General features: G+C 70.4%; 22 protein-coding genes. 8 read left to right on the plus strand and 14 right to left on the minus strand.

Annotated features, from left to right (window positions below):
- Positions 1-67 precede the first annotated feature (67 nt).
- Positions 68-625, minus strand: a complete 558-nt coding sequence (locus tag ACFX43_RS28700; protein WP_355224860.1) for an XRE family transcriptional regulator — start codon at positions 623-625, stop codon at positions 68-70.
- A gap of 72 nt (positions 626-697) precedes the next feature.
- Here ACFX43_RS28700 and ACFX43_RS28705 point away from each other — a divergent pair, with 72 nt between their 5' ends.
- Positions 698-2,251 (plus strand): FAD-dependent oxidoreductase, encoded by a 1,554-nt coding sequence (locus tag ACFX43_RS28705; RefSeq protein ID WP_378840371.1) that lies wholly within the window; start codon positions 698-700, stop codon positions 2,249-2,251.
- Between the two features lie 123 nt (positions 2,252-2,374).
- Here the strand turns inward: ACFX43_RS28705 and ACFX43_RS28710 are convergent, their stop codons facing one another.
- The 5 genes from ACFX43_RS28710 to rpmB form a co-directional block, all read right to left on the minus strand.
- On the minus strand, positions 2,375-2,917 hold the full coding sequence (locus ACFX43_RS28710; RefSeq protein ID WP_378840374.1) for a hypothetical protein: 543 nt from the start codon (positions 2,915-2,917) through the stop codon (positions 2,375-2,377).
- An 8-nt stretch (positions 2,918-2,925) separates the two neighbouring features.
- Positions 2,926-3,657, minus strand: a complete 732-nt coding sequence (locus ACFX43_RS28715) for a TIGR03943 family putative permease subunit (RefSeq protein ID WP_378840379.1) — start codon at positions 3,655-3,657, stop codon at positions 2,926-2,928.
- Positions 3,654-4,640 (minus strand): permease, encoded by a 987-nt coding sequence (locus ACFX43_RS28720; RefSeq protein ID WP_378840383.1) that lies wholly within the window; start codon positions 4,638-4,640, stop codon positions 3,654-3,656. Before ACFX43_RS28720 ends, ACFX43_RS28715 begins: the two co-directional genes overlap by 4 nt.
- 74 nt (positions 4,641-4,714) lie before the next feature.
- Positions 4,715-5,020 carry a 30S ribosomal protein S14 gene (rpsN, locus tag ACFX43_RS28725; RefSeq protein WP_378840389.1) on the minus strand — a complete coding sequence of 102 codons (306 nt, stop codon included), beginning with the start codon at positions 5,018-5,020 and terminating at the stop codon, positions 4,715-4,717.
- Positions 5,020-5,256, minus strand: a complete 237-nt coding sequence (gene rpmB, locus ACFX43_RS28730; protein WP_350720330.1) for a 50S ribosomal protein L28 — start codon at positions 5,254-5,256, stop codon at positions 5,020-5,022. Before rpmB ends, rpsN begins: the two co-directional genes overlap by 1 nt.
- Before the next feature lie 128 nt (positions 5,257-5,384).
- On the opposite strand from rpmB, the gene ACFX43_RS28735 reads away from it, so the two are divergent.
- Positions 5,385-5,798, plus strand: a complete 414-nt coding sequence (locus ACFX43_RS28735) for a Fur family transcriptional regulator (protein ID WP_378840396.1) — start codon at positions 5,385-5,387, stop codon at positions 5,796-5,798.
- A gap of 1 nt (position 5,799) precedes the next feature.
- Here ACFX43_RS28735 and ACFX43_RS28740 read toward each other — a convergent pair whose 3' ends face one another.
- The 7 genes from ACFX43_RS28740 to dut all read right to left on the minus strand — a co-directional run bounded on the left by ACFX43_RS28740 (position 5,800) and on the right by dut (position 11,237).
- Positions 5,800-7,236 (minus strand): PepSY-associated TM helix domain-containing protein, encoded by a 1,437-nt coding sequence (locus tag ACFX43_RS28740; RefSeq protein WP_378840399.1) that lies wholly within the window; start codon positions 7,234-7,236, stop codon positions 5,800-5,802.
- An 80-nt stretch (positions 7,237-7,316) separates the two neighbouring features.
- A complete protein-coding gene (locus tag ACFX43_RS28745) occupies positions 7,317-7,856 on the minus strand; it encodes a cell division protein FtsQ (RefSeq protein ID WP_378840402.1) in 540 nt (179 codons plus the stop codon).
- A gap of 27 nt (positions 7,857-7,883) precedes the next feature.
- Entirely contained in the window at positions 7,884-8,930 is a 1,047-nt protein-coding gene (locus ACFX43_RS28750; protein ID WP_378840406.1) for a hypothetical protein, read from the minus strand.
- On the minus strand, positions 8,927-9,679 hold the full coding sequence (locus tag ACFX43_RS28755) for a DUF3159 domain-containing protein (RefSeq protein ID WP_378840411.1): 753 nt from the start codon (positions 9,677-9,679) through the stop codon (positions 8,927-8,929). Before ACFX43_RS28755 ends, ACFX43_RS28750 begins: the two co-directional genes overlap by 4 nt.
- An 11-nt stretch (positions 9,680-9,690) precedes the next feature.
- On the minus strand, positions 9,691-10,062 hold the full coding sequence (locus tag ACFX43_RS28760) for an OB-fold nucleic acid binding domain-containing protein (RefSeq protein WP_355224876.1): 372 nt from the start codon (positions 10,060-10,062) through the stop codon (positions 9,691-9,693).
- 7 nt (positions 10,063-10,069) lie between these two features.
- Positions 10,070-10,732, minus strand: a complete 663-nt coding sequence (locus ACFX43_RS28765) for a DUF3710 domain-containing protein (protein WP_378840414.1) — start codon at positions 10,730-10,732, stop codon at positions 10,070-10,072.
- 52 nt (positions 10,733-10,784) lie between these two features.
- The gene (gene dut, locus ACFX43_RS28770; protein ID WP_378840417.1) at positions 10,785-11,237 is read right to left on the minus strand and encodes a dUTP diphosphatase; all 453 of its coding nucleotides are present in this window, start codon (positions 11,235-11,237) and stop codon (positions 10,785-10,787) included.
- 73 nt (positions 11,238-11,310) lie between these two features.
- Between dut and ACFX43_RS28775 the strand changes: the two genes are divergently transcribed.
- Together ACFX43_RS28775 and ACFX43_RS28780 are read left to right on the plus strand one after the other, a co-directional pair.
- Positions 11,311-11,769 carry a DUF3093 domain-containing protein gene (locus tag ACFX43_RS28775; protein ID WP_378674274.1) on the plus strand — a complete coding sequence of 153 codons (459 nt, stop codon included), beginning with the start codon at positions 11,311-11,313 and terminating at the stop codon, positions 11,767-11,769.
- Between the two features lie 35 nt (positions 11,770-11,804).
- Entirely contained in the window at positions 11,805-12,119 is a 315-nt protein-coding gene (locus ACFX43_RS28780; RefSeq protein ID WP_378840420.1) for a DUF4235 domain-containing protein, read from the plus strand.
- On the opposite strand, the gene ACFX43_RS28785 is transcribed toward ACFX43_RS28780, so the two are convergent.
- Complete coding sequence (locus ACFX43_RS28785) at positions 12,065-12,862, minus strand: GntR family transcriptional regulator (protein WP_378840425.1); 798 nt, start codon at positions 12,860-12,862, stop codon at positions 12,065-12,067. The two genes, ACFX43_RS28780 and ACFX43_RS28785, sit on opposite strands and share 55 nt — an antisense overlap.
- A 145-nt stretch (positions 12,863-13,007) precedes the next feature.
- On the opposite strand from ACFX43_RS28785, the gene ACFX43_RS28790 reads away from it, so the two are divergent.
- Genes ACFX43_RS28790 through ACFX43_RS28805 form a run of 4 tightly spaced genes read left to right on the plus strand, consistent with a single transcriptional unit; the run spans position 13,008 to position 17,459 of the window.
- Positions 13,008-14,264, plus strand: coding sequence for an NRAMP family divalent metal transporter (locus ACFX43_RS28790; RefSeq protein ID WP_378840428.1), 1,257 nt, complete (start codon positions 13,008-13,010; stop codon positions 14,262-14,264).
- Between the two features lie 5 nt (positions 14,265-14,269).
- Positions 14,270-15,049, plus strand: coding sequence for a LamB/YcsF family protein (locus ACFX43_RS28795; protein WP_378840434.1), 780 nt, complete (start codon positions 14,270-14,272; stop codon positions 15,047-15,049).
- Positions 15,046-15,840, plus strand: a complete 795-nt coding sequence (locus ACFX43_RS28800) for a putative hydro-lyase (protein WP_350665607.1) — start codon at positions 15,046-15,048, stop codon at positions 15,838-15,840. Before ACFX43_RS28795 ends, ACFX43_RS28800 begins: the two co-directional genes overlap by 4 nt.
- On the plus strand, positions 15,837-17,459 hold the full coding sequence (locus ACFX43_RS28805; protein ID WP_378840441.1) for a 5-oxoprolinase/urea amidolyase family protein: 1,623 nt from the start codon (positions 15,837-15,839) through the stop codon (positions 17,457-17,459). Before ACFX43_RS28800 ends, ACFX43_RS28805 begins: the two co-directional genes overlap by 4 nt.

The following is a 17,459-nucleotide window of genomic DNA, read 5'->3' on the forward strand; positions in this document are numbered from 1 at the left end:
GTTGTGGTTAATGATAACGATTCTCATCTTACCCACAACGTGCCCGTTATTCACATCGAGGTGAGACTCACCCCTCGGCGGTGTGGGTGTGCATGCGTACGCCGTCGCTGTTGAAGATGCTCAGCACCTGCGCCGGGCGAGACCCGGTCGCGAAGATCGCGTGCGGGACTCTGGTGTCGAACTCGGCGGCCTCGCCGCGGGTCAGCACCAGGTCGCGGTCGCCCAGCAGCAGCCGCAGCTTGCCGGAGATGACGTAGAGCCACTCGTAGCCGTCGTGGACCCGCGGCTCCGGCACCTCGGTCACCGGCTCGTAGGTGATCTTGAAGGTGTTGACCGGCGATCCCTCCGGAGTCAGTGGCGCGATCTCCATGCCGTCACGGCGGATCACCGGCCGGCGCACCCGCGGATCCGGGACCGACGGCGTCACCAGGCTGTCGAGACCCACGCCGAGGTGGCGGGTCAGCGGGATCAGCAGCTCCAGGCTCGCCTGCCGCTTGCCCGACTCGAGCCGGGACAGCGTGCTCGGCGACATCTCCGCCATCGCGGCCAGCTGGTCCAGGGTCCATCCCTTGCTGTGCCGGATCGCCCGGATCCGCGGGCCGACCTGCTTGAGCTCGTCGATCATGTGCCCCATCTCCCATTTGCCATTTCTGCAAGAACCCTTGCCGTTCCTTCATTGTGCCACTGAACTGAAGGCATGACCCAACACACCGAACACTTCGACGCAATCGTCATCGGCGGCGGTGCCGCCGGCCTCTCCGCGGCTCTCATGCTCGGCCGCTCCCGCCGCAGGACCCTCGTGGTCGACTCCGGCCTTCCCCGCAACCGCTTCGCGGCCCACATGCACGGCGTGCTCGGCCACGAGGGCATCGACCCCACCGACCTGCTGCGCAAGGGACGCGAGGAACTGGCTGCGTACGACGTGGGGATCCGTCCTGGGCGCGTCGCCCGCCTCGACGAGACCGAGCAGGGCGTGAGCGTCCTTCTCGAGGACGGCGAGCGGCTCACCGGCCGGATCGCGATCGTCGCCACCGGCGTCACCGACGAGCTTCCTGACATCCCCGGCCTGGCCGAGCGCTGGGGCGCCACCGTGCTGCACTGCCCCTACTGCCACGGCTGGGAGGTGCGCGACCGGCGGATCGGGGTGCTGACCACCTCGCCGCTCGGGATGCACCAGGCGCAGCTGATCCGGCAGTGGAGCGACGACGTCGTCGTCTTCACCGCCGGGCTCGGCGAGCTCGGCAAGACCGACGAGCAGCGGCTGCGAGCACGTGGGATCACACTCGTCCCGGCCCCGGTCGTCGAGGTCCTCGGCGAGGGCGACCAGGTCACCGCGGTGCGCACCGCCGACGGGTCGACCACCGAGGTCGGCGCCATCTTCACCGCCGGCACCCTGCGCCCGCACGACGACTTCCTGACCCACCTCGGCCTCGACCGCTCCGACACACCGGTCGGCAGCTTCCTCACCGTCGACGCGACCGGCAAGACCAGCAGCGACCGGATCTGGGCGGTCGGCAACGTCTCCAACCCGATGGCCAACGTCCCGATCAGCATGAGCGCCGGCACCATGGCGGGCAGCGTCGTGAACATGACCCTGGTCACCGACGACTTCGACCGTGCCCAGGCCGGGCCCGCTGCGGTGGACTTCTGGCAGGAGAGGTACGCCGGCAGCGACCGGATCTGGTCCGGCAAGGTCAACACCGTGCTCGGTGACATCGCCACCGGCCTCGAGCCCGGGACGGCCCTCGACCTGGGCTCCGGGGAGGGCGCCGACGTGATCTGGCTGGCGCAGCAGGGCTGGCGAGCCACCGGCGTCGACATCTCCGAGAACGCCGTCACGCGCGGACGCGAGGCGGCGCGGGCTGCCGGGCTGAGCGAGGACCAGGCGAGGTTCGTGGTCTCCGACCTCTCCTCGCCGGCCGACCTCGACGGGAGCTACGACCTGGTCACCGCCAGCTTCTTCCACTCCCCCGTCGAGCTGCCGCGCACCGACATCCTGCGCCGGGCAGCCGATCTGGTGAGCCCGGGCGGACACCTTCTGGTCACCTCCCACGCGGCCGCACCGCCGTGGGCCGACGCGGCAGCGCACGAGCACCGCTTCCTCGACGCCAAGGAGGAGCTGGCCTCGCTCGACCTGCCCGAGGAGAGCTGGGAGACGGTCGTCCTCGAGCACCGGCACCGTCCCGTCACCACCCCGTCCGGCGAGGAATCCACCCTCGAGGACGCCGTGGTCCTGCTCCGTCGTCGGTGACTCGACTCGCGAACACCGGGGGCATTTTCCCGCCATGGCGGGAAAATGCCGCCTCGACTCGAGCGCGAGCCCCGCAGAATCCCGCCATGGCGGGATTCTGTCCGCCACCAGGGGACAGAACCGTCAGCTAGCCGCGCCGCAGCTCTCGGTGAGGAACTCGCCGAGGCGCTCGTAGGCGAGGTTCTGGGCCTCGCCGCGCTCCAGCGGGTCTTCGCCGCGGCCGGTGCGCAGGGCATCCTCGATCATCATCCGCACGCCCTCGACTGCTGCCGCCGGCGTACCTTCTGGGACACCCATCGACTGCAGACTCGTCGCCGCCAGACCGAGCGCGGTCTCGTTCTCGTCGTTCGGGGTGGACATCTGGGTCGCGTGGGCGTTCGCCATGGTCTGTACGGCGCCGCAGAACTCCTCCAGGGAGGCGACCGGCCCCGCGGCGACCGGAGCGGCCGACGAGGTCGCACCCGACGGGGTGGAGACCGCCGGAGCGTCTCCACCACCGAGGTCGCGGGTGAGCACCACGACACCGATCGCGACCGCGATGATCACACCGACGACGAGCGCACGCGGCGGGTGCGGGAGTCGGTCCCGCCAGGTCCGCTCTTGCTGCGCCTCCGCCCGGCGGGCGGGGTTGCCGGAGCGTCTCGGGTCACTCGGGGCGCGACTCACCGGGGCGCTCACTGATAGGTGTTGGCCGGCGCCTCGCGCGGCTCGACGGAGGCGGCCTCGATGGCCGTCTCCGACTTGCCGCCCGGCGCGGTGCCCTCGACCCAGCGACCGGTGACCGCGACCCAGGAGTCGCGCTCCGGGGCGTCGTCGTAGTCCTCCACCCGGACCCGGGAGGCGCTCGCGTCGGCGGCGCAGCAGGCGATGGCGATCCGGGTGACGTACCAGTTGCCGTTCTCGTCGGTGCTCACGAAGCCGGTGAGGCGTACGTCGCGGTCCTTGATCGTCGCGCCGTCCTCGACCCCGGCACGCCACATGAACTCGGCGACCTCGACGTCGACCGGGCCGTCTGAGGCGGGCAGCGGCAGGATCTCGGCGTCGGGGGCCGCCGCGACCGGGTCGTCGGCACGCCGCTCGGCGAGATAGGCACCCAGGGACGGCGGACTGGCCACGAAGACGATCACCCCGGGAATGATCGCCAGCCAGGTCATCGCCGGGACCTTGTGGTCGTGGGCGTCGTGGGCGTCGTGGCCGTCGTGGCCGTCGTCGCCCTCGCCGTCGTGGTCGTCCGGCGCGGGTCGCAGCAGCATCCACACGGTCAGCCCGAGCAGCACCACGCCGGTGGCGACCAGCGGCCACTTCATCCAGCCGGTGACGTACCTCAGATAGCCGTCGCCGAGCGAGAGCCGCAGCAGTACGGCGCCGAGGAAGCCGACGACCAATGCCTGGGTAGTACGTGTCACAGCAGCCACCATCCGATGCCGACGGCGGAGGCGACCGCCGTGATGATCACCAAGGGTACGAAGCGGAGCGCGAAGCCCATGCCGAACTGGCCGGCCTCCATCGAGGCGAGCTTGATGTCCATCGCCGGGCCGACGACGAGGAAGACCAGCTTCGCGGTGTCGGAGAAGGCGGTGAACGAGGCCGCGACGAAGGCGTCGGACTCCGAGCAGAGCGCCACGATGAACGCGAACAGCGCCAGCGTCGCGATCCCCAGCACCGCCTGACCGGCGACGGTGTTGACCACCGAGCGGGGTACGAAGGTGTTGACCGCCGCGGCCAGCATGGCGCCCAGCACCAGGAAGCCGGAGGCGTGCAGGAAGTCGTGGCTGACGTTGCCGAGGAACGACCGCTCGTGGGCGTGCTGGTCGCGGCCCAGGTTGGTCAGCCGCTCGAGCAGCAGCTTGCCGCGCGCGAGCATGATCCAGCCGACGGCGACGGCAGTGATCATCGAGGCCAGGAACCTGGCCAGCACCATCACCGGCTGGCCGGGGAAGGCGACGGCGGTCGAGACGAGCACCGCGGGGTTGACCGCGGGCGCGGCCAGCATGAACGTCAGCGCCACCGCGGGCGCGACCCCACGGCGGATCAGCGAGTTGGTCACCGGCACCGCGGCGCACTCGCAGCCCGGCAGCCCGATCCCGGCCAGGCCGGCGACCGGGACGCCGAGCACGGGGCTCTTGGGCACGATCCTGCTCAGCGCCTTCTCGGAGAGGAAGGTCGAGATGACGGCGCTGAGCAGCACGCCACCGAGCAGGAACGGAGCCGACTGCACCACGATGGCGACGAAGATCGTGCCCCAGGTGTTGAACAGGTCATGGTCCAACAGCGGCAGCAGCCAGCGCTGGGAGAGCAGGATGATGAGCAGGACGATCGCGACGACCTCTGTCTGCCCCAGCCTGAACCCAGACTTCTCGGCCGCCCGCTCTGGGGTCCTCGTACTCATGGAGCGTGTGTCTAGCACAGGCCTACGACGACCGGGTTACGCCTCGCCGACTCGGAACGATTCTCGTTAGGAACTCACCAGCTGGACTTGGTGATCCCGGGCAGATGTCCCTTGTGCGCGAGCTCGCGGAAACGGATCCGGGACACGCCCGCCTTGCGCAGATAGCCCCGCGGCCGGCCGTCGACCTGGTCGCGGTTGCGCAGGCGTACGGGTGAGGAGTCGCGGGGCAGGCGGGACAGGGCGCGGACCGCCTCGGCCTGCTCGGCCGAGCCCGGCTCGGCGGTGCGGATGCGCTCCTTGATTTCGGCCCGGCGTGCTGCATACCGCTCCACGGTCTCGCGGCGCTTGGCCTCCGCCGCGATCTTGGACTTCTTCGCCATCAGACCTTCTCCCCTCGGGCGAGCATCTCGGCGACGACGGCGTCGATGCCGCGTACGTCGATCCGCTTGATCGCGTTGGTGCTGAGCCGCAGCGTGACCTTCCGGCCCAGGCTGGGGACGTAGTAGGTCTTCTTCTGCAGGTTCACCTCCCAGCGTCGCCGGGTCGCCTTCTTGGACCAGGGGCGGTTGTTGCCGAAGCCGGGGCGGGCTCCGGTGACCTGACACGTGCGTGACATGGCAGCCTTTCGTCTTATTGGGAATCGTTCCCATTATGGCATAGGTGTCACACGCCGCGTCATCGACCGCCCTGCTGACGGTGCCACTGGGCAGGGGATCCATACCGATACCGACTAACATGACGCCCATGGCACCAACCCAGCAGGTCAAGCGGCGCTCAACCAACCAGGGCGCCGCGGTGAAGGAGGCTCTCGCCGCCGAGGACACCTTCCGCAGCGCCCAGGACGTCTACGCCACGCTGCGAGCCAACGGCGAGAAGATCGGCCTCTCCACGGTCTACCGCCACCTGCAGATCTTCGTCGACGACGGACTGGCCGACGTGATCCACAAGCCCGACGGCGAGTCCACCTACCGGCTGTGCGGCGACGCCTCCACGACCCATCACCATCACCTGGTCTGCCGCAGCTGTGGCAAGGCCGTGGAGATCGAGGGCCCGGCCGTGGAGACCTGGGCCGACAAGGTGGCGGCGCAGAACGGCTTCACCGACGTCAACCACACCGTCGAGATCTTCGGCCTCTGCGCCGCCTGCGCCGCCTCCTGACTCAGCTGCGGCGACGCACCGCGCCCAGCGCGGCGTCGACCCCCAGGAACGCGATCAGACTGATCCCCAGCAGCGGGACGAACCAGCCGACGAGCGCGGTCACCGCGATGCCGCCCACGAGCACGGGCACCGGCAGCCGGCGCCAGGCGCCGCGCGGCACCGGCCGGCCGAACCGCAGCCGGCTCGCGCCGCGGGGACGCCGCAGCCACCACATCCGGTAGCCGAGCAGCGTCATCACGATCAGGCCGATCGCCAGTGCCGCCAGTGCCAGCTGGTTGACGATGCCGAACAGGATGCCCATGTGGGCGCCGATGACCCAGTCGGTCAGCTTGGCCATGACCGGCCAATCGGCGAAGTCGACCCGGTCCAGCATCTTGCCCGTGGCGGGGTCGACGCTGATCGCGTCGTAGCCGGTCGGCCAGTCGCGCTTGTTCTCCGCCGCCGTCCATGCGCTGGCGCCGTCGGCCGGCGGAACCAGGTAGAGCGGATCGCCCAGCCCGGCCTCCCGCGCGGCGGCGAGCGCTCCGTCGACACCGGCCCCGTCGGAGAAGACCGCATCCGGGTCCTCGACGCCTGCCGCCAGCCCCGAGGAGCCGTGGTGCGCGTGCTCGTCCGCAGCACCGCCGGCCTGCAGTGAGGTTGCCGGTGTGGGCTCGGTCCACGACAGGGCGGTACGCACCTCGCCGATGTGTGCCCCGGCGAAGCGTGACCAGGTCAGCCCCGAGACCGACAGCGCCAGTACGCCCAGCAGGACCCAGACGCCGATGACCGCGTGCCACGACATCACCCGGGAGCGTCCGGTGGCCGCCGGGTCGGGCGCGACCAGCCGGCGCATCCGCCGATCTCGGCGTCCCTTGCCGATCCACAGCATCAGCCCACCGAGTGCCACCACCCACAACCAGCTCGCGGCGAGCTCGCTGTAGTGACGCCCGAAGGCACCTAGGTGGAGGTTGCGGTGCAGCTCGTCGAGCCAGGCGCGGAAGCCGAGCCACTGCCCGTAGCTGCGTACCTGGCCCTGCACAACAGCGGTGTAGGGGTTCACGAAGACCGACATCGCGTAGTCGTCTGGCACGGTCTCGTCGGTGAAGACCACCCGGGTGCTTCGGTAGGCGGCGGGCGGCACGTCGACGCGGAGGATGTCGCCGTCGGGGTGACTCACCCGGGCCGCGGCGACCTGCTCGGCCAGCGTTGCCTGATCTCCAGACACGGCGACGTGGGTCAGGTCGCGGTAGGCGATCTGCTCGACCTGCGGGGCGATCGTGTAGAGCAGCCCGGTCACCGAGGCGACCAGGATGAACGGGGCGACCAGCACCCCGGCGTAGAAGTGCAGCCGCAGCACGAGCGGGCGGATCATCGGCCACCAGCCGGGCCCGGGGCTCGACGACTCGATCTGTGGCTCTGCTGGAGGGGCGGTCTGGAACTGCGTCGGAACGGACATTCGAGGTTTCTCTTCTCGCGAATTTTTCGGGTACGCAAGACAGCCACCGGGGCTCACCCGGTGGTGCTCGCAGAGGGATCTCAGAGGCCGGCCGGCCTCGGCGGTCCCCTTCGCGGAGAGACATGGGTCCACAGGGCCGGTCGCGGGACGAACTGTGTTGACTCGGCGAGCAGGCGGCCGCCGACCGCGACCCGCGGCATCGGGAGGCTGCGTACGGCAACGGCGAGGGCCTTGCGGTGCAGCACCCAGACGAAGACTGAGAGGACGGCGGCGCAGGCGTGGGCCAGGAGCATCGCGGCACCGTCGGCGGAGCCGAGCGAGGTGCCGACTGCGTGATGGTGCTCGGCGCCGGGGGTCGCGGAGAACGCCGCGAAGACCTCGTGGAGCCCCAGCTGGGACAGTCCGGCCAGGACAGCACCGGCGAGGATTCCGACCCAGCGCTGCAGCACCACGATGCCGGCGCCGAAGACGGCCAGGGCAGCCGCGGCCAGCCAGCCGGCACTCGGCAGCGCGCCGCCCGCGGCCAGGTGGGCCAAGGCCGCGCCGGTCATGATCTCGAGCGTGGCGAGCAGGGAGAGCCACACGCTTCCACGCGTCGGCCTCACCACTCGCAGCTCCACGCGCAGCACCGTATCCCGACGACGCGCTCAGAGCTCGTTGGCCGCGCCCTCGACGAGGAAGGTCGGATACTGACCCTGGTCCTCGTCGTCGGTCGGGATCACCGGGCTCACCGGCGTGCACGCGAGGGTCCGCACCTCGCAGCTGACGACCTGCTGTGCGCGCAGTACGTTGAGGGCGTTCTGGTCGATGCGCTGCGCGACCCCGAAGAACGTGTCCTGGTCACTCCACCCGGCCAGCGTGAAATGGCCCCAGGGAGCATCGATCGGGCGTTGGTCCCCGGTCGCTGCGTCGTACGCGACCGCCTCGGTGGGCCATTGGCTGGTGTCGAAGATCGTGCTGCGGTCCGGGGAGAGCAGCCCCACCCCGGAGAGCCAGGTGTCGGCCACCTCCCGGCGCCGGCCCTCGCCTTCGAGATAGACGTGGAAGCCATCGGGGAAGAGGGTCTCGGCAAAACCCTCGTAGACCTCCCCGTCGGGGCCCTCGCTCGCCTGCGTCGTGGAGCCGTCCTCGAGATCGATGGTGGTTCGGTCGAAGAAGAGGCGCTCGTCGCTCACCCCCACCAGCAGGGGCATGATCTCGCCGTAGAGGTCCGCGAGATCCGCGCCGCCGGCGGGCTCCTGGTCAGGCGTTCGGTAGAGCTGCTCGCCCGTGCGGGTGTCGAACGCCGCCACCTGGAGCACGTGGGTGCCGAACTCGTCGGTCGGGCCGCGCGACTGGTCCACCGTCGCGAAGACCGACCGGTCCGCCGACACCGCCAGGTTGCCCCACCCGACCTCCTCGACCTTCTCGGTCTCGCCTTCGGCGCTGGTGAACCACAGCGTCTGGCCACGCATCCAGTAGGCGCCGGTCGCGCCCAGCACGAACTGGTCCACGCGGTCACCGAGGTCGACCGTCCGTTCCCCGACGTGCAGGGTGCCGTCGGCGTACCAGGCCGGGGCGGTGGCGTCCCACTCAGTCGGTCCCACAGGCAGCGAGAAGGGCTCCTTGCCGCCGCCGGTCGCGGTCGGGCTCCCGCACCCAACCAGCGAGAGCGAGACGAGAGCGCCGGCGACGACGGCCCCGCGCAGGTTCATCGAGCCTGCTGGACCGGCGTGTGGTTGCGGGCGAGGAGCCAGATCATGGTGCCGTAGCAGGCGATCCGCAGCGCCCAGCCGAGGCCGGTGCGGAGGATGCCGAGGGCGAGGATCGCCCAGTCGCGGTCGATCGCACCGCTCCAGGCCAGGAACCAGATCGGGCCCTGGATGGCCGCGCCGATCGCGCCGGGAGCCAGGAACAGCCAGGTCAGCCGCGAGCACAGCTTCACGATCTGCTTGTCCTGGTGCCACTCGAGCGGATCGCCGCTGGCGACGCCGATGAAGAAGCCGAAGATCGGCCAGCCGATCAAGCACAGGCCGCCGACCACGACGGTGTAGCCGAGGCTGATCAGGATGCCGGGCAGGAAGTAGGCCAGCGCCTGCTCCTCGGCCGAGCCGCCCATGGACTGGGCCAGCCGCACCACCGCGAAGCCGATGAGGATGCCGAAGATGGCGTTGCCGACGTACTGCAGGCTCGAGCGCTGCACGAGCCGGACCAGCAGGAAGGCCGCGGCGGTCGCGGCCGAGGCGATCAGCGCGACCTTGAGGTCCTTGAACACCAGCCAGGCGATGGTGAAGACCAGGCCGGGTACGCCGGCCTCGAGCATGCCGCGCACACCGCCCAGCCCGGCCGACATCTGGCGGCGTACGACCGCCTCGACGGTGTCGACCGTCGGATGGTTGTGGTTGTGGTTGTGGTCGTGCTCGTCGCCCTGGCCGTCGGCAGGGGTCTCAGAGGTGGGGCTCACGTGTGGTTGGCTCACTCGTTGGGGTCCGGTATCAGCTCGTAGCGGGGGTTGAACATGATGCGCTGGCCATCGGTACGGCCGATGCGGCCCTGCACCTGCAGGGACCGGCCCGGGCTGATCCCGGCGATGCGCCGGCGTCCCAGCCAGATGAGCGTCAGGGTGCCGGAGCCGTCGAACAGCTCGGCCTCCAGGGCGGGGACACCGCCGCGGGGCCGCAGTGTGATCGTACGCAACGTCCCCCGCAGTCGCACCGGTTCACGGTCGGGCGCGTCGGCGATCGAGGCGACATCCTTGGCGACGTAGGCCGCACGGATCTCGCTCGCGTCGATCGAGGCGGTGTTCGCCCACTCACTGAGCTTCGCGCGCAGCCGGCCCTTGGACACTACCGGCTCACTTCTCCACGCGACGCGCGTTGGGCGGCAGCTTCACCTCGAGCGCCTCGCCCTTGGGCTTGGCCCCCTCACCGCGGCGCACGACGACCCGCTCGAGGAGCTTCTCCCACTCCTTGCCGGCGGTCGGCTCCATCGCAGGACGGCCCATCATCGTGGCGCGCAGCATCCAGCGCGGGCCGTTGACGCCGATGATGCGGGTCTGCTGGACGGCCGGCTGGCCGTCGGGCAGCTTGACCTTCATCTGGGTGATCAGCTCGGTGCCCCACGGGCCCTCCAGGTCGGCGGTCGCACCGCCGCGCTGCTGGACGTCCTCGCGCAGCATCGGCAGCGACTCGGTCCACAGGTCGCCGTTGCGGGGCGCGGCGAAGGCACGCAGCTCCATGGCGCCGTCCTCGGCGGTCAGCATCACGGCCGCGATCTGGCCGGACTTCTCGTCCACCTGCAGGCGCAGCTCCTTGCCCGGCGCGGGGGCGAGCATCATCGAGCCGAGGTCCACCCAGTCGCCGGTCATCAGCCCGTCGGGGACGGAGTCGATGTCGAACGGCCCGACCTCGGGAGCCGCCGGCACCGGCCGCTCGGGGGCCATCGGCCCGTCCTGGACCGGTGCAGATGGCTCTCCCCGGTGGGAGGGCGTGGACTTGCGACGGAACTTCACGACCATCTGCTTTCAGGTTGCGGTGATTCTCTGAGGAGACTTATCTAACACTGATCCCTCAGCGGTTGGAGAAGCCCCCTGTAGAACCGTATCCCCCATCTCCACGAACGGAGTCGGGCAATTCGGACACCTCGACGAACCGAGCCTGCTCGACGCGCTGGATCACCAGCTGGGCGACCCGGTCGCCGCGGCGCAGCTCGATCGCCTCGACAGGGTCCAGGTTGATCAGCGCCACCTTCACCTCGCCACGGTAACCGGCGTCGACGGTGCCGGGGGCGTTGACGATGGACAGCCCGTGCTTGGCGGCCAGCCCGGAGCGCGGGTGCACCAGGCCGACGTACCCCTCCGGCAGCGCCATCGCGATCCCGGTCGGCACCAGTGCGCGCTCCCCCGGCTTCAGGCTCACGTCCACGGTCGTCCGCAGGTCGGCTCCGGCATCGCCCGGGTGGGCGTACGCAGGTGGCGGCAGCTCGGCGTCGAGACGGACCAGGGCTACTTCGAGATCAGACACAACCCGCACCTTAGATGCTTTACTGCTCACCCGATTCGTGACTCCCTTGATCGACGTGAAAAACTCACGATTCGTGAGCACCCCGGCGTACGACGAGCGACTGACCGTGCCGCTGCGGTGGTGGGTCCAGGGCGTCATGTTCCTGGCGACCCTGTGGATCGCGGTCATCCTGTGGGTTCCGGCCGCGCTCGCCTGGGGCATCACCGCGGCGATCGTCGGACTGTTCGCGCTGGCCATGATCGTCTACGGCAACGCCAGGATCACGATCGCGGACGGCGTCCTGCGCGCAGGGCCGGCCCGGATCGAGGCGCGCTTCCTCGGCGAGGCGGTCGCGCTCGACGAGACCGAGGCGCATCACCTGGCCGGGCGCGACGCCGACGCCAGGGCGTACCTGCTCCTTCGTCCCTACCTCAAGCGCGCGGTGCGGGTCACCATCGACGACCCGGCCGACCCGGCGCCCTACTGGCTGCTCTTCACCCGGCACCCGGTGGCCCTCGCGAAGACGGTCAACGCGCTCCGAGCGAGTCTCTGAGCGCCAACGTCCCGGCCATGGCCTAGGCTCGAGGTATGTCCAAGTCCACCAAGGCTGACAAAGCCGACAAGGCTGACAAGGTCTGGGCGATCATGGCCCTCGTCAGCGGAATCGGGGCCGCGAAGGTCACGAACAAGCTCCTCTCCACCGGCTGGAAGGCGTCCACCGGACGCAAGCCACCGGCGAACCCCGCCGACCCCGACGTACGCCTCGTGGAGGCCGTGCTCTGGTCGGCTGCCACCGGCGCCACCGTCGCGCTCGCGCGGATGTTCGCCCAGCGCCGCGCGGCCAACTACTACGTGAAGTCGGTCGGCCGGCTGCCGAAGCAGCTGGAGAAGGACGGATCCTGAGTCAGCAGATCCTGAGATAGCAGAAAGGCCGCACGGGTTCCGTGCGGCCTTCTTCTTTTCGGCCTGGCTTGCGCTCGGCTCTCGCCGAGTCGGCGCGTTTGCACCGGACGCTTGCTAGCGCAAGCTATGAAAACGCGCCGACTCGNGGAGAGGATGAGGTAGTCGCGCAGCTCCTCAGCGGCCGCAGGCCCTCCCTGCTCGAGGAAGGTCTCGAGCAGGGAGCGGTTGCGTGTGACGAACGGAGCGTGCAGCGCCTCGGGGTTGTCTATCTCGAGGAACGCGAGCCGCAGCTCGGCGGCGATGTCGCGGAACAGGCGCTCCAGGCGCGGGCTGTCGGCGAGGGCGACGATGGCGTCGTGGAACGCCATGTTGGCGGTGCCCACCGTGCGCCAGTCGCGCGCCTCGAGGCTGGTCTCGCTCTGTTCCACCGCCGCGCGCATCGCCGTCACCGCTGGATGCAGCGGGGAGCCCGCGGCCAGCGCGGCAGGCTCGACGTAGCGCCGCGCCCGATAGATGTCGACGACGTCCGCCACGGTGGGGGAGGCGACCGAGACCCCGCGATGGGGCACGTGCTCGATGAGGCCCTGCTCCGCCAGCACGCGGAACGCCTCACGAAGCGTGTTGCGCGAGACCCCGAGCTTCTCGGCGAGGGAGATCTCCGACAGCCGGGTGCCGGGCGCGAACTCGCCGTCGATGATCCGCCGGCGCAGGGCGTTCGTCAGGGTGTCCTCGACATCGGGCATGACCGCATCTTAGGGGAATTGCATCCGCGGACAATCGAAACACCATTTTAACAACGGCGGGTGTTGTTGTAGAACAATCTATGCCATCTTGTACTACACAAATGAGAGTGTGGTGCCAGCCACACAGCGATGGCAGGAGTCCCCCATGACCGAGACGACCAGCGCCGAGCGCGCGAAGAGCTTCGCCCGTTCCCGCCGAGGACCCATCCTCGGCGCCATCTTCCTGATGGCCACCTCGGCCATTGGCCCCGGCTTCATCACCCAGACCGCGACCTTCACCGCGCAGCTCGGCGCGGCGTTCGCCTTCGCGATCCTGGCCTCGATCCTGATCGACTTCGCGCTGCAGATGAACGTGTGGCGCATGATCACCGTCGCCGGCAAACGGGCCGGCGACCTGGCGAACGAGGCGGTGCCGTACTCCGGTCACCTGCTGGCGACGCTCATCGTGATCGGTGGTCTGGCCTTCAACATCGGCAACATCGCGGGTGCCGGCCTCGGTCTGAACGCCCTGCTGGGCATCGAGCCGAAGGTCGGCGGCCTGCTCTCGGCGCTGCTCGCGATCGGCATCTTCATGTACAAGCGGGCCGGTCGCGTCGTCGACATGGTCGTGCTCGGGCTCGGTCTGCTGATGATCGGACTCACTCTCTTCGTCGCGATCGCGTCGCAGCCTCCGGTCGGCGACGCGCTGCGCCAGACCTTCGTGCCCGACACGCTCAACTTCGCGACGATCACCACGATCGTGGGCGGCACCGTCGGTGGCTACATCACCTACGCCGGTGCCCACCGCTACCTCGACTCCGGCCTGACCGGCCCCGAGCACGTGCCGGCCGTGCACCGGGCCTCGATGAGCGGCATCCTCGTCACCGGGATCATGCGCTACGTACTCTTCCTCGCGATCCTCGGTGTCGTGGCCTCCGGCGTCACCCTCGACTTCTCGAGCCAGGCCGCCAACCCGGCCGGTCAGGCCTTCGGGGCCGTGCTCGGCGACGCCGGCATCCGGATCTTCGGTGCGATCTTCTGGGCCGCGGCGATCACCTCGGTCATCGGCGCCGCCTACACCTCGGCCACCTTCATCTCGACCTTCTCGAAGAAGCTCGGCGCGGGGCGGCCGCTGCAGGTCGCGACCGTCGCCTTCATCGTGGTGTCGCTCGTCCTCTACCTGCTGATCGGCGCCGCACCCGCGGCTATCCTGGTCTTCGTCGGCGGCTTCAACGGTCTGATCCTCCCGATCGGCATGACGATCTTCATGTACATCGGCTGGTTCCGTCAGCGCGACGTCCTGCACGGCTACCGCTACCCGCTGTGGCTGCTGATCCTGGGGACGCTCGCGACCCTGCTCAGCTGGTACATGGGCATCGTCTCGGTCGGCCCGATCTTCGCCTTCATCGGCATTGGAGCGTGAGCACCGTGAACTACAAGGCAACCATCGACCTGAACTCCGACCTCGGCGAGAACACACCCGACCGTGTGGTCGCCGACGACGCGGCCATGCTCGCGATCGTCTCCAGCGTCAACGTCGCGTGCGGGTTCCACGCCGGCACCCCTGAAGGGATCCGTACGACGCTCGCCGACGCCGTGGCCAACGGTGTCACGATCGGTGCGCACCCCGGCTACCGCGACTACGAGGGCTTCGGACGCCGCGCCGTGGACATCGACTCCGCGACGCTGCAGGCGCACGTCGAATATCAGCTCGGCTCGCTGATCGGCCTGACCTCGGCGGTCGGCGGCGTCGTCCGCTACGTGAAGCCGCACGGTGCGCTCTACAACACGATCGCCCGCGACGAGCGACAGGCGCGGGTCGTGGTCGCCGCGGTCATGGCGATCGACCCGTCCCTCGTGCTGCTGGGACTGGCGGGTGGCGTGGTGCTCGACGTGGCCGAGAGCGCCGGGCTCGCGACGGCGGCGGAGGCCTTCGCCGACCGTGCCTACACACCCGGCGGGGAGCTGGTCTCGCGCGCCGAACCCGGTGCGGTCCTGCACGACGCCGACGTCGTCGCGGCGCGCATGCTGCGGCTCGCGCGAGAGGGTGTGGTCGAGGCGATCGACGGCACCGACGTGGCCGTACGCGCCGACTCGATCTGCGTGCACGGCGACAGCGACGGGGCGATCCGGATGGCTGCCGCGACCCGAGCCCTGTTCGAGGCCGAGGGCATCGTGATCGCCCCGTTCGCCGGGACCGTGGCATGACCGCGAGCATCACCCAGCTCGCCGCGGCTCGCGCCGCGCGCACCTCCTACCGGGCGGGCGAGGTCGCACCGACGAGTGGCGTCGCCCACGGCCTGGTGCAGGCGAACCTGATCTCCGTGCCGGCCGACTGGGCCTTCGAGGTGCTGCTCTTCGCGCAGCGCAACCCGAAGCCGTGCCCGGTGCTCGAGGTGCTCGACCCGGGCGCCTACGAGTCGACCCTGGCGCCCGGCTCCGACCTGCGCACCGACATCCCGGCGTACCGGATCTGGCGTGATGGTGTGCTCACCGAGGAGGTGACGGACGCGAGCGCGGCGTGGGAGGAGCACCCCGACCTGGTCTCGTTCCTGATCGGCTGCAGCTTCACGTTCGAGGCGGGCCTGGCCGACGCCGAGATCCCGATCCGCCACCAGGAGCTCGGACGTAACGTGCCGATGTACCGCACATCCCGCCCGTGCGCTCCCGCCGGGCGCCTGCGCGGCGACATGGTGGTCTCGATGCGGCCGATCCCCGCTGACCGCGTCGCCGATGCCGTACGCATCTCCGGGCGCTATCCGGCGGTGCACGGTGCGCCGGTGCACGTCGGTGACCCGGCCTCGCTGGGCATCGCCGACCTCGCCGCTCCTGAGTTCGGGGACCCGCCGGAGGTGCGCGACGGCGAGGTGCCGGTGTTCTGGGCCTGCGGGGTCACGCCGCAGGCCGCGATCATGGACTCGCGCCCGCCGTTCGCGCTGACCCACGCGCCCGGTCACATGTTCATCACCGACGTACGGGATGCGGAGTATCTGGCGTGAGGCGCGTTCTCATCGCATCGGATCAGGCGCTGCTGGTCGAGGAGGACGACCTCGAGGGCGCGATGCGGCTGCACGCTGCCCTCGTGGCCGCGCCGCCGACCGGCGTCGTCGAGCTGGTGCCGGCCGCCCGGACGGTGCTCGTCCGGTTCGACCCGACGCTGGTCGACGAGGTGACCCTCGCGAAGGAGCTGGGTCGCGTCGAAGCCGTCCACGGTGGCCTTCCGACCGCTGGTTCGGTGACCATCGGTGTCCGCTACGACGGACAGGATCTCGACGAGGTCGCGGAGCTGCTCGGGGTCAGCGCAGAGCAGGTCGCCGCGCGCCACGCGGCCGCGACCTGGCGGGTGGCCTTCACCGGCTACGCGCCCGGCTTCGGCTACCTCGTCGGCGACGACCCGCTCTTCGACGTACCGCGGCGCTCCTCTCCACGCACCCGGATCCCCGCCGGCTCCGTCGGGCTGGCCGGGACGTTCTCGGGCGTCTACCCCAGGGAGAGCCCCGGTGGCTGGCAGCTGATCGGGCGTACGGACGCACCGATGTGGGACCTGCACCGGGACCCGCCCGCCCTGCTCGCGCCCGGGATGACCGTGCGGTTCGAGCGGCTCGAGCGGGAGTCGGTCGCGGTGACAGCCTCCGACCCGGTTGCCGACGCGGCGGACCATTCGTTCGCAGTCGAGGTCGTACGTCCCGGCCTACAGTTGGTGCTCGAAGACCTCGGCCGCCCCGGCCACGCCGCGCTCGGAGTCTCCGCGTCGGGAACGGCCGACCGCCGCGCCCTGCGGGCCGCGAACCGCGCCGTGGGGAACGCTCCGGGAGCGGCAGGTCTCGAGCTCGCCGGTGGCGGTGCGGTCCTGCGCTTCACCGGCCCCGCCGTCGTGGCGGTCGCGGGCGCCCTCGCCGAGACGACGATCGTACGCACCGACGGCCCGCCGCTCCCCGTCGAGCACGGCGCCGCCACCGCGCTCGAGGACGGCGAGGAGCTGCGTCTAGGCGCGGTGAGCGCCGGCCTGCGCGCCGTGATCGCGGTGCGTGGCGGTCTGGATCTCGAGCCGGCACTCGGCAGCCTCTCGAGCGACACGCTCGCGGGCCTCGGCCCCGGCGACCTCGGCGGACGGCCCCTGCGCGCCGGCGACGTCGTGCCGCTGCACGGGCCCTCGGCCGCACCCCACTCGGTGGACCCGAACCCCGCTCCCGCCGACCCGCTGCCCGCACCCGGTGACACGGTCGAGCTGCGCGTCGTGCTCGGCCCGCGCGAGGACTGGTTCACCCCGGCCGGCGTACGCACCCTCGTCGAGCAGGAGTGGACCGTCACACCGCGCTCCGACCGGGTCGGCGTACGCCTCGAGGGCGCCGTCCCGCTCGAGCGGGACGTCGCCGGCGAGCTGCCGAGCGAGGGCGCGGTGACCGGCGCGATCCAGGTGCCACCCGACGGCCAGCCCGTGCTGTTCCTTCCGGACCACCCGCTCACCGGCGGCTATCCGATCATCGGCGCGGTCATCGACCGCGACCTGGACCTGGCCGGGCAGCTGCCGCCCGGGGTCCGCATCCGCTTCCGACCCGTCGCGCCCACTGTGCCTATTTTGGCCGTTGGGCCGACGACCGAGAACCGAGGAGACTGA

The sequence above is a fragment of the Nocardioides sp. YIM B13467 genome, from assembly GCF_042788075.1.
Lineage (GTDB): Bacteria > Actinomycetota > Actinomycetes > Propionibacteriales > Nocardioidaceae > Nocardioides.

What these genes read in the sequence shown, in the direction of transcription:
- ACFX43_RS28700 (WP_355224860.1), bottom strand. Translation starts at nt 625, where the DNA reads ATGATCGACGAGCTCAAGCAGGTCGGCCCGCGGATCCGGGCGATCCGG.
- ACFX43_RS28705 (WP_378840371.1), top strand. Translation starts at nt 698, where the DNA reads ATGACCCAACACACCGAACACTTCGACGCAATCGTCATCGGCGGCGGT.
- ACFX43_RS28720 (WP_378840383.1), bottom strand. Translation starts at nt 4,640, where the DNA reads ATGAGTACGAGGACCCCAGAGCGGGCGGCCGAGAAGTCTGGGTTCAGG.
- rpsN (WP_378840389.1), bottom strand. Translation starts at nt 5,020, where the DNA reads ATGGCGAAGAAGTCCAAGATCGCGGCGGAGGCCAAGCGCCGCGAGACC.
- rpmB (WP_350720330.1), bottom strand. Translation starts at nt 5,256, where the DNA reads ATGTCACGCACGTGTCAGGTCACCGGAGCCCGCCCCGGCTTCGGCAAC.
- ACFX43_RS28735 (WP_378840396.1), top strand. Translation starts at nt 5,385, where the DNA reads ATGGCACCAACCCAGCAGGTCAAGCGGCGCTCAACCAACCAGGGCGCC.
- ACFX43_RS28740 (WP_378840399.1), bottom strand. Translation starts at nt 7,236, where the DNA reads ATGTCCGTTCCGACGCAGTTCCAGACCGCCCCTCCAGCAGAGCCACAG.
- ACFX43_RS28750 (WP_378840406.1), bottom strand. Translation starts at nt 8,930, where the DNA reads ATGAACCTGCGCGGGGCCGTCGTCGCCGGCGCTCTCGTCTCGCTCTCG.
- ACFX43_RS28765 (WP_378840414.1), bottom strand. Translation starts at nt 10,732, where the DNA reads ATGGTCGTGAAGTTCCGTCGCAAGTCCACGCCCTCCCACCGGGGAGAG.
- ACFX43_RS28780 (WP_378840420.1), top strand. Translation starts at nt 11,805, where the DNA reads ATGTCCAAGTCCACCAAGGCTGACAAAGCCGACAAGGCTGACAAGGTC.
- ACFX43_RS28790 (WP_378840428.1), top strand. Translation starts at nt 13,008, where the DNA reads ATGACCGAGACGACCAGCGCCGAGCGCGCGAAGAGCTTCGCCCGTTCC.
- ACFX43_RS28800 (WP_350665607.1), top strand. Translation starts at nt 15,046, where the DNA reads ATGACCGCGAGCATCACCCAGCTCGCCGCGGCTCGCGCCGCGCGCACC.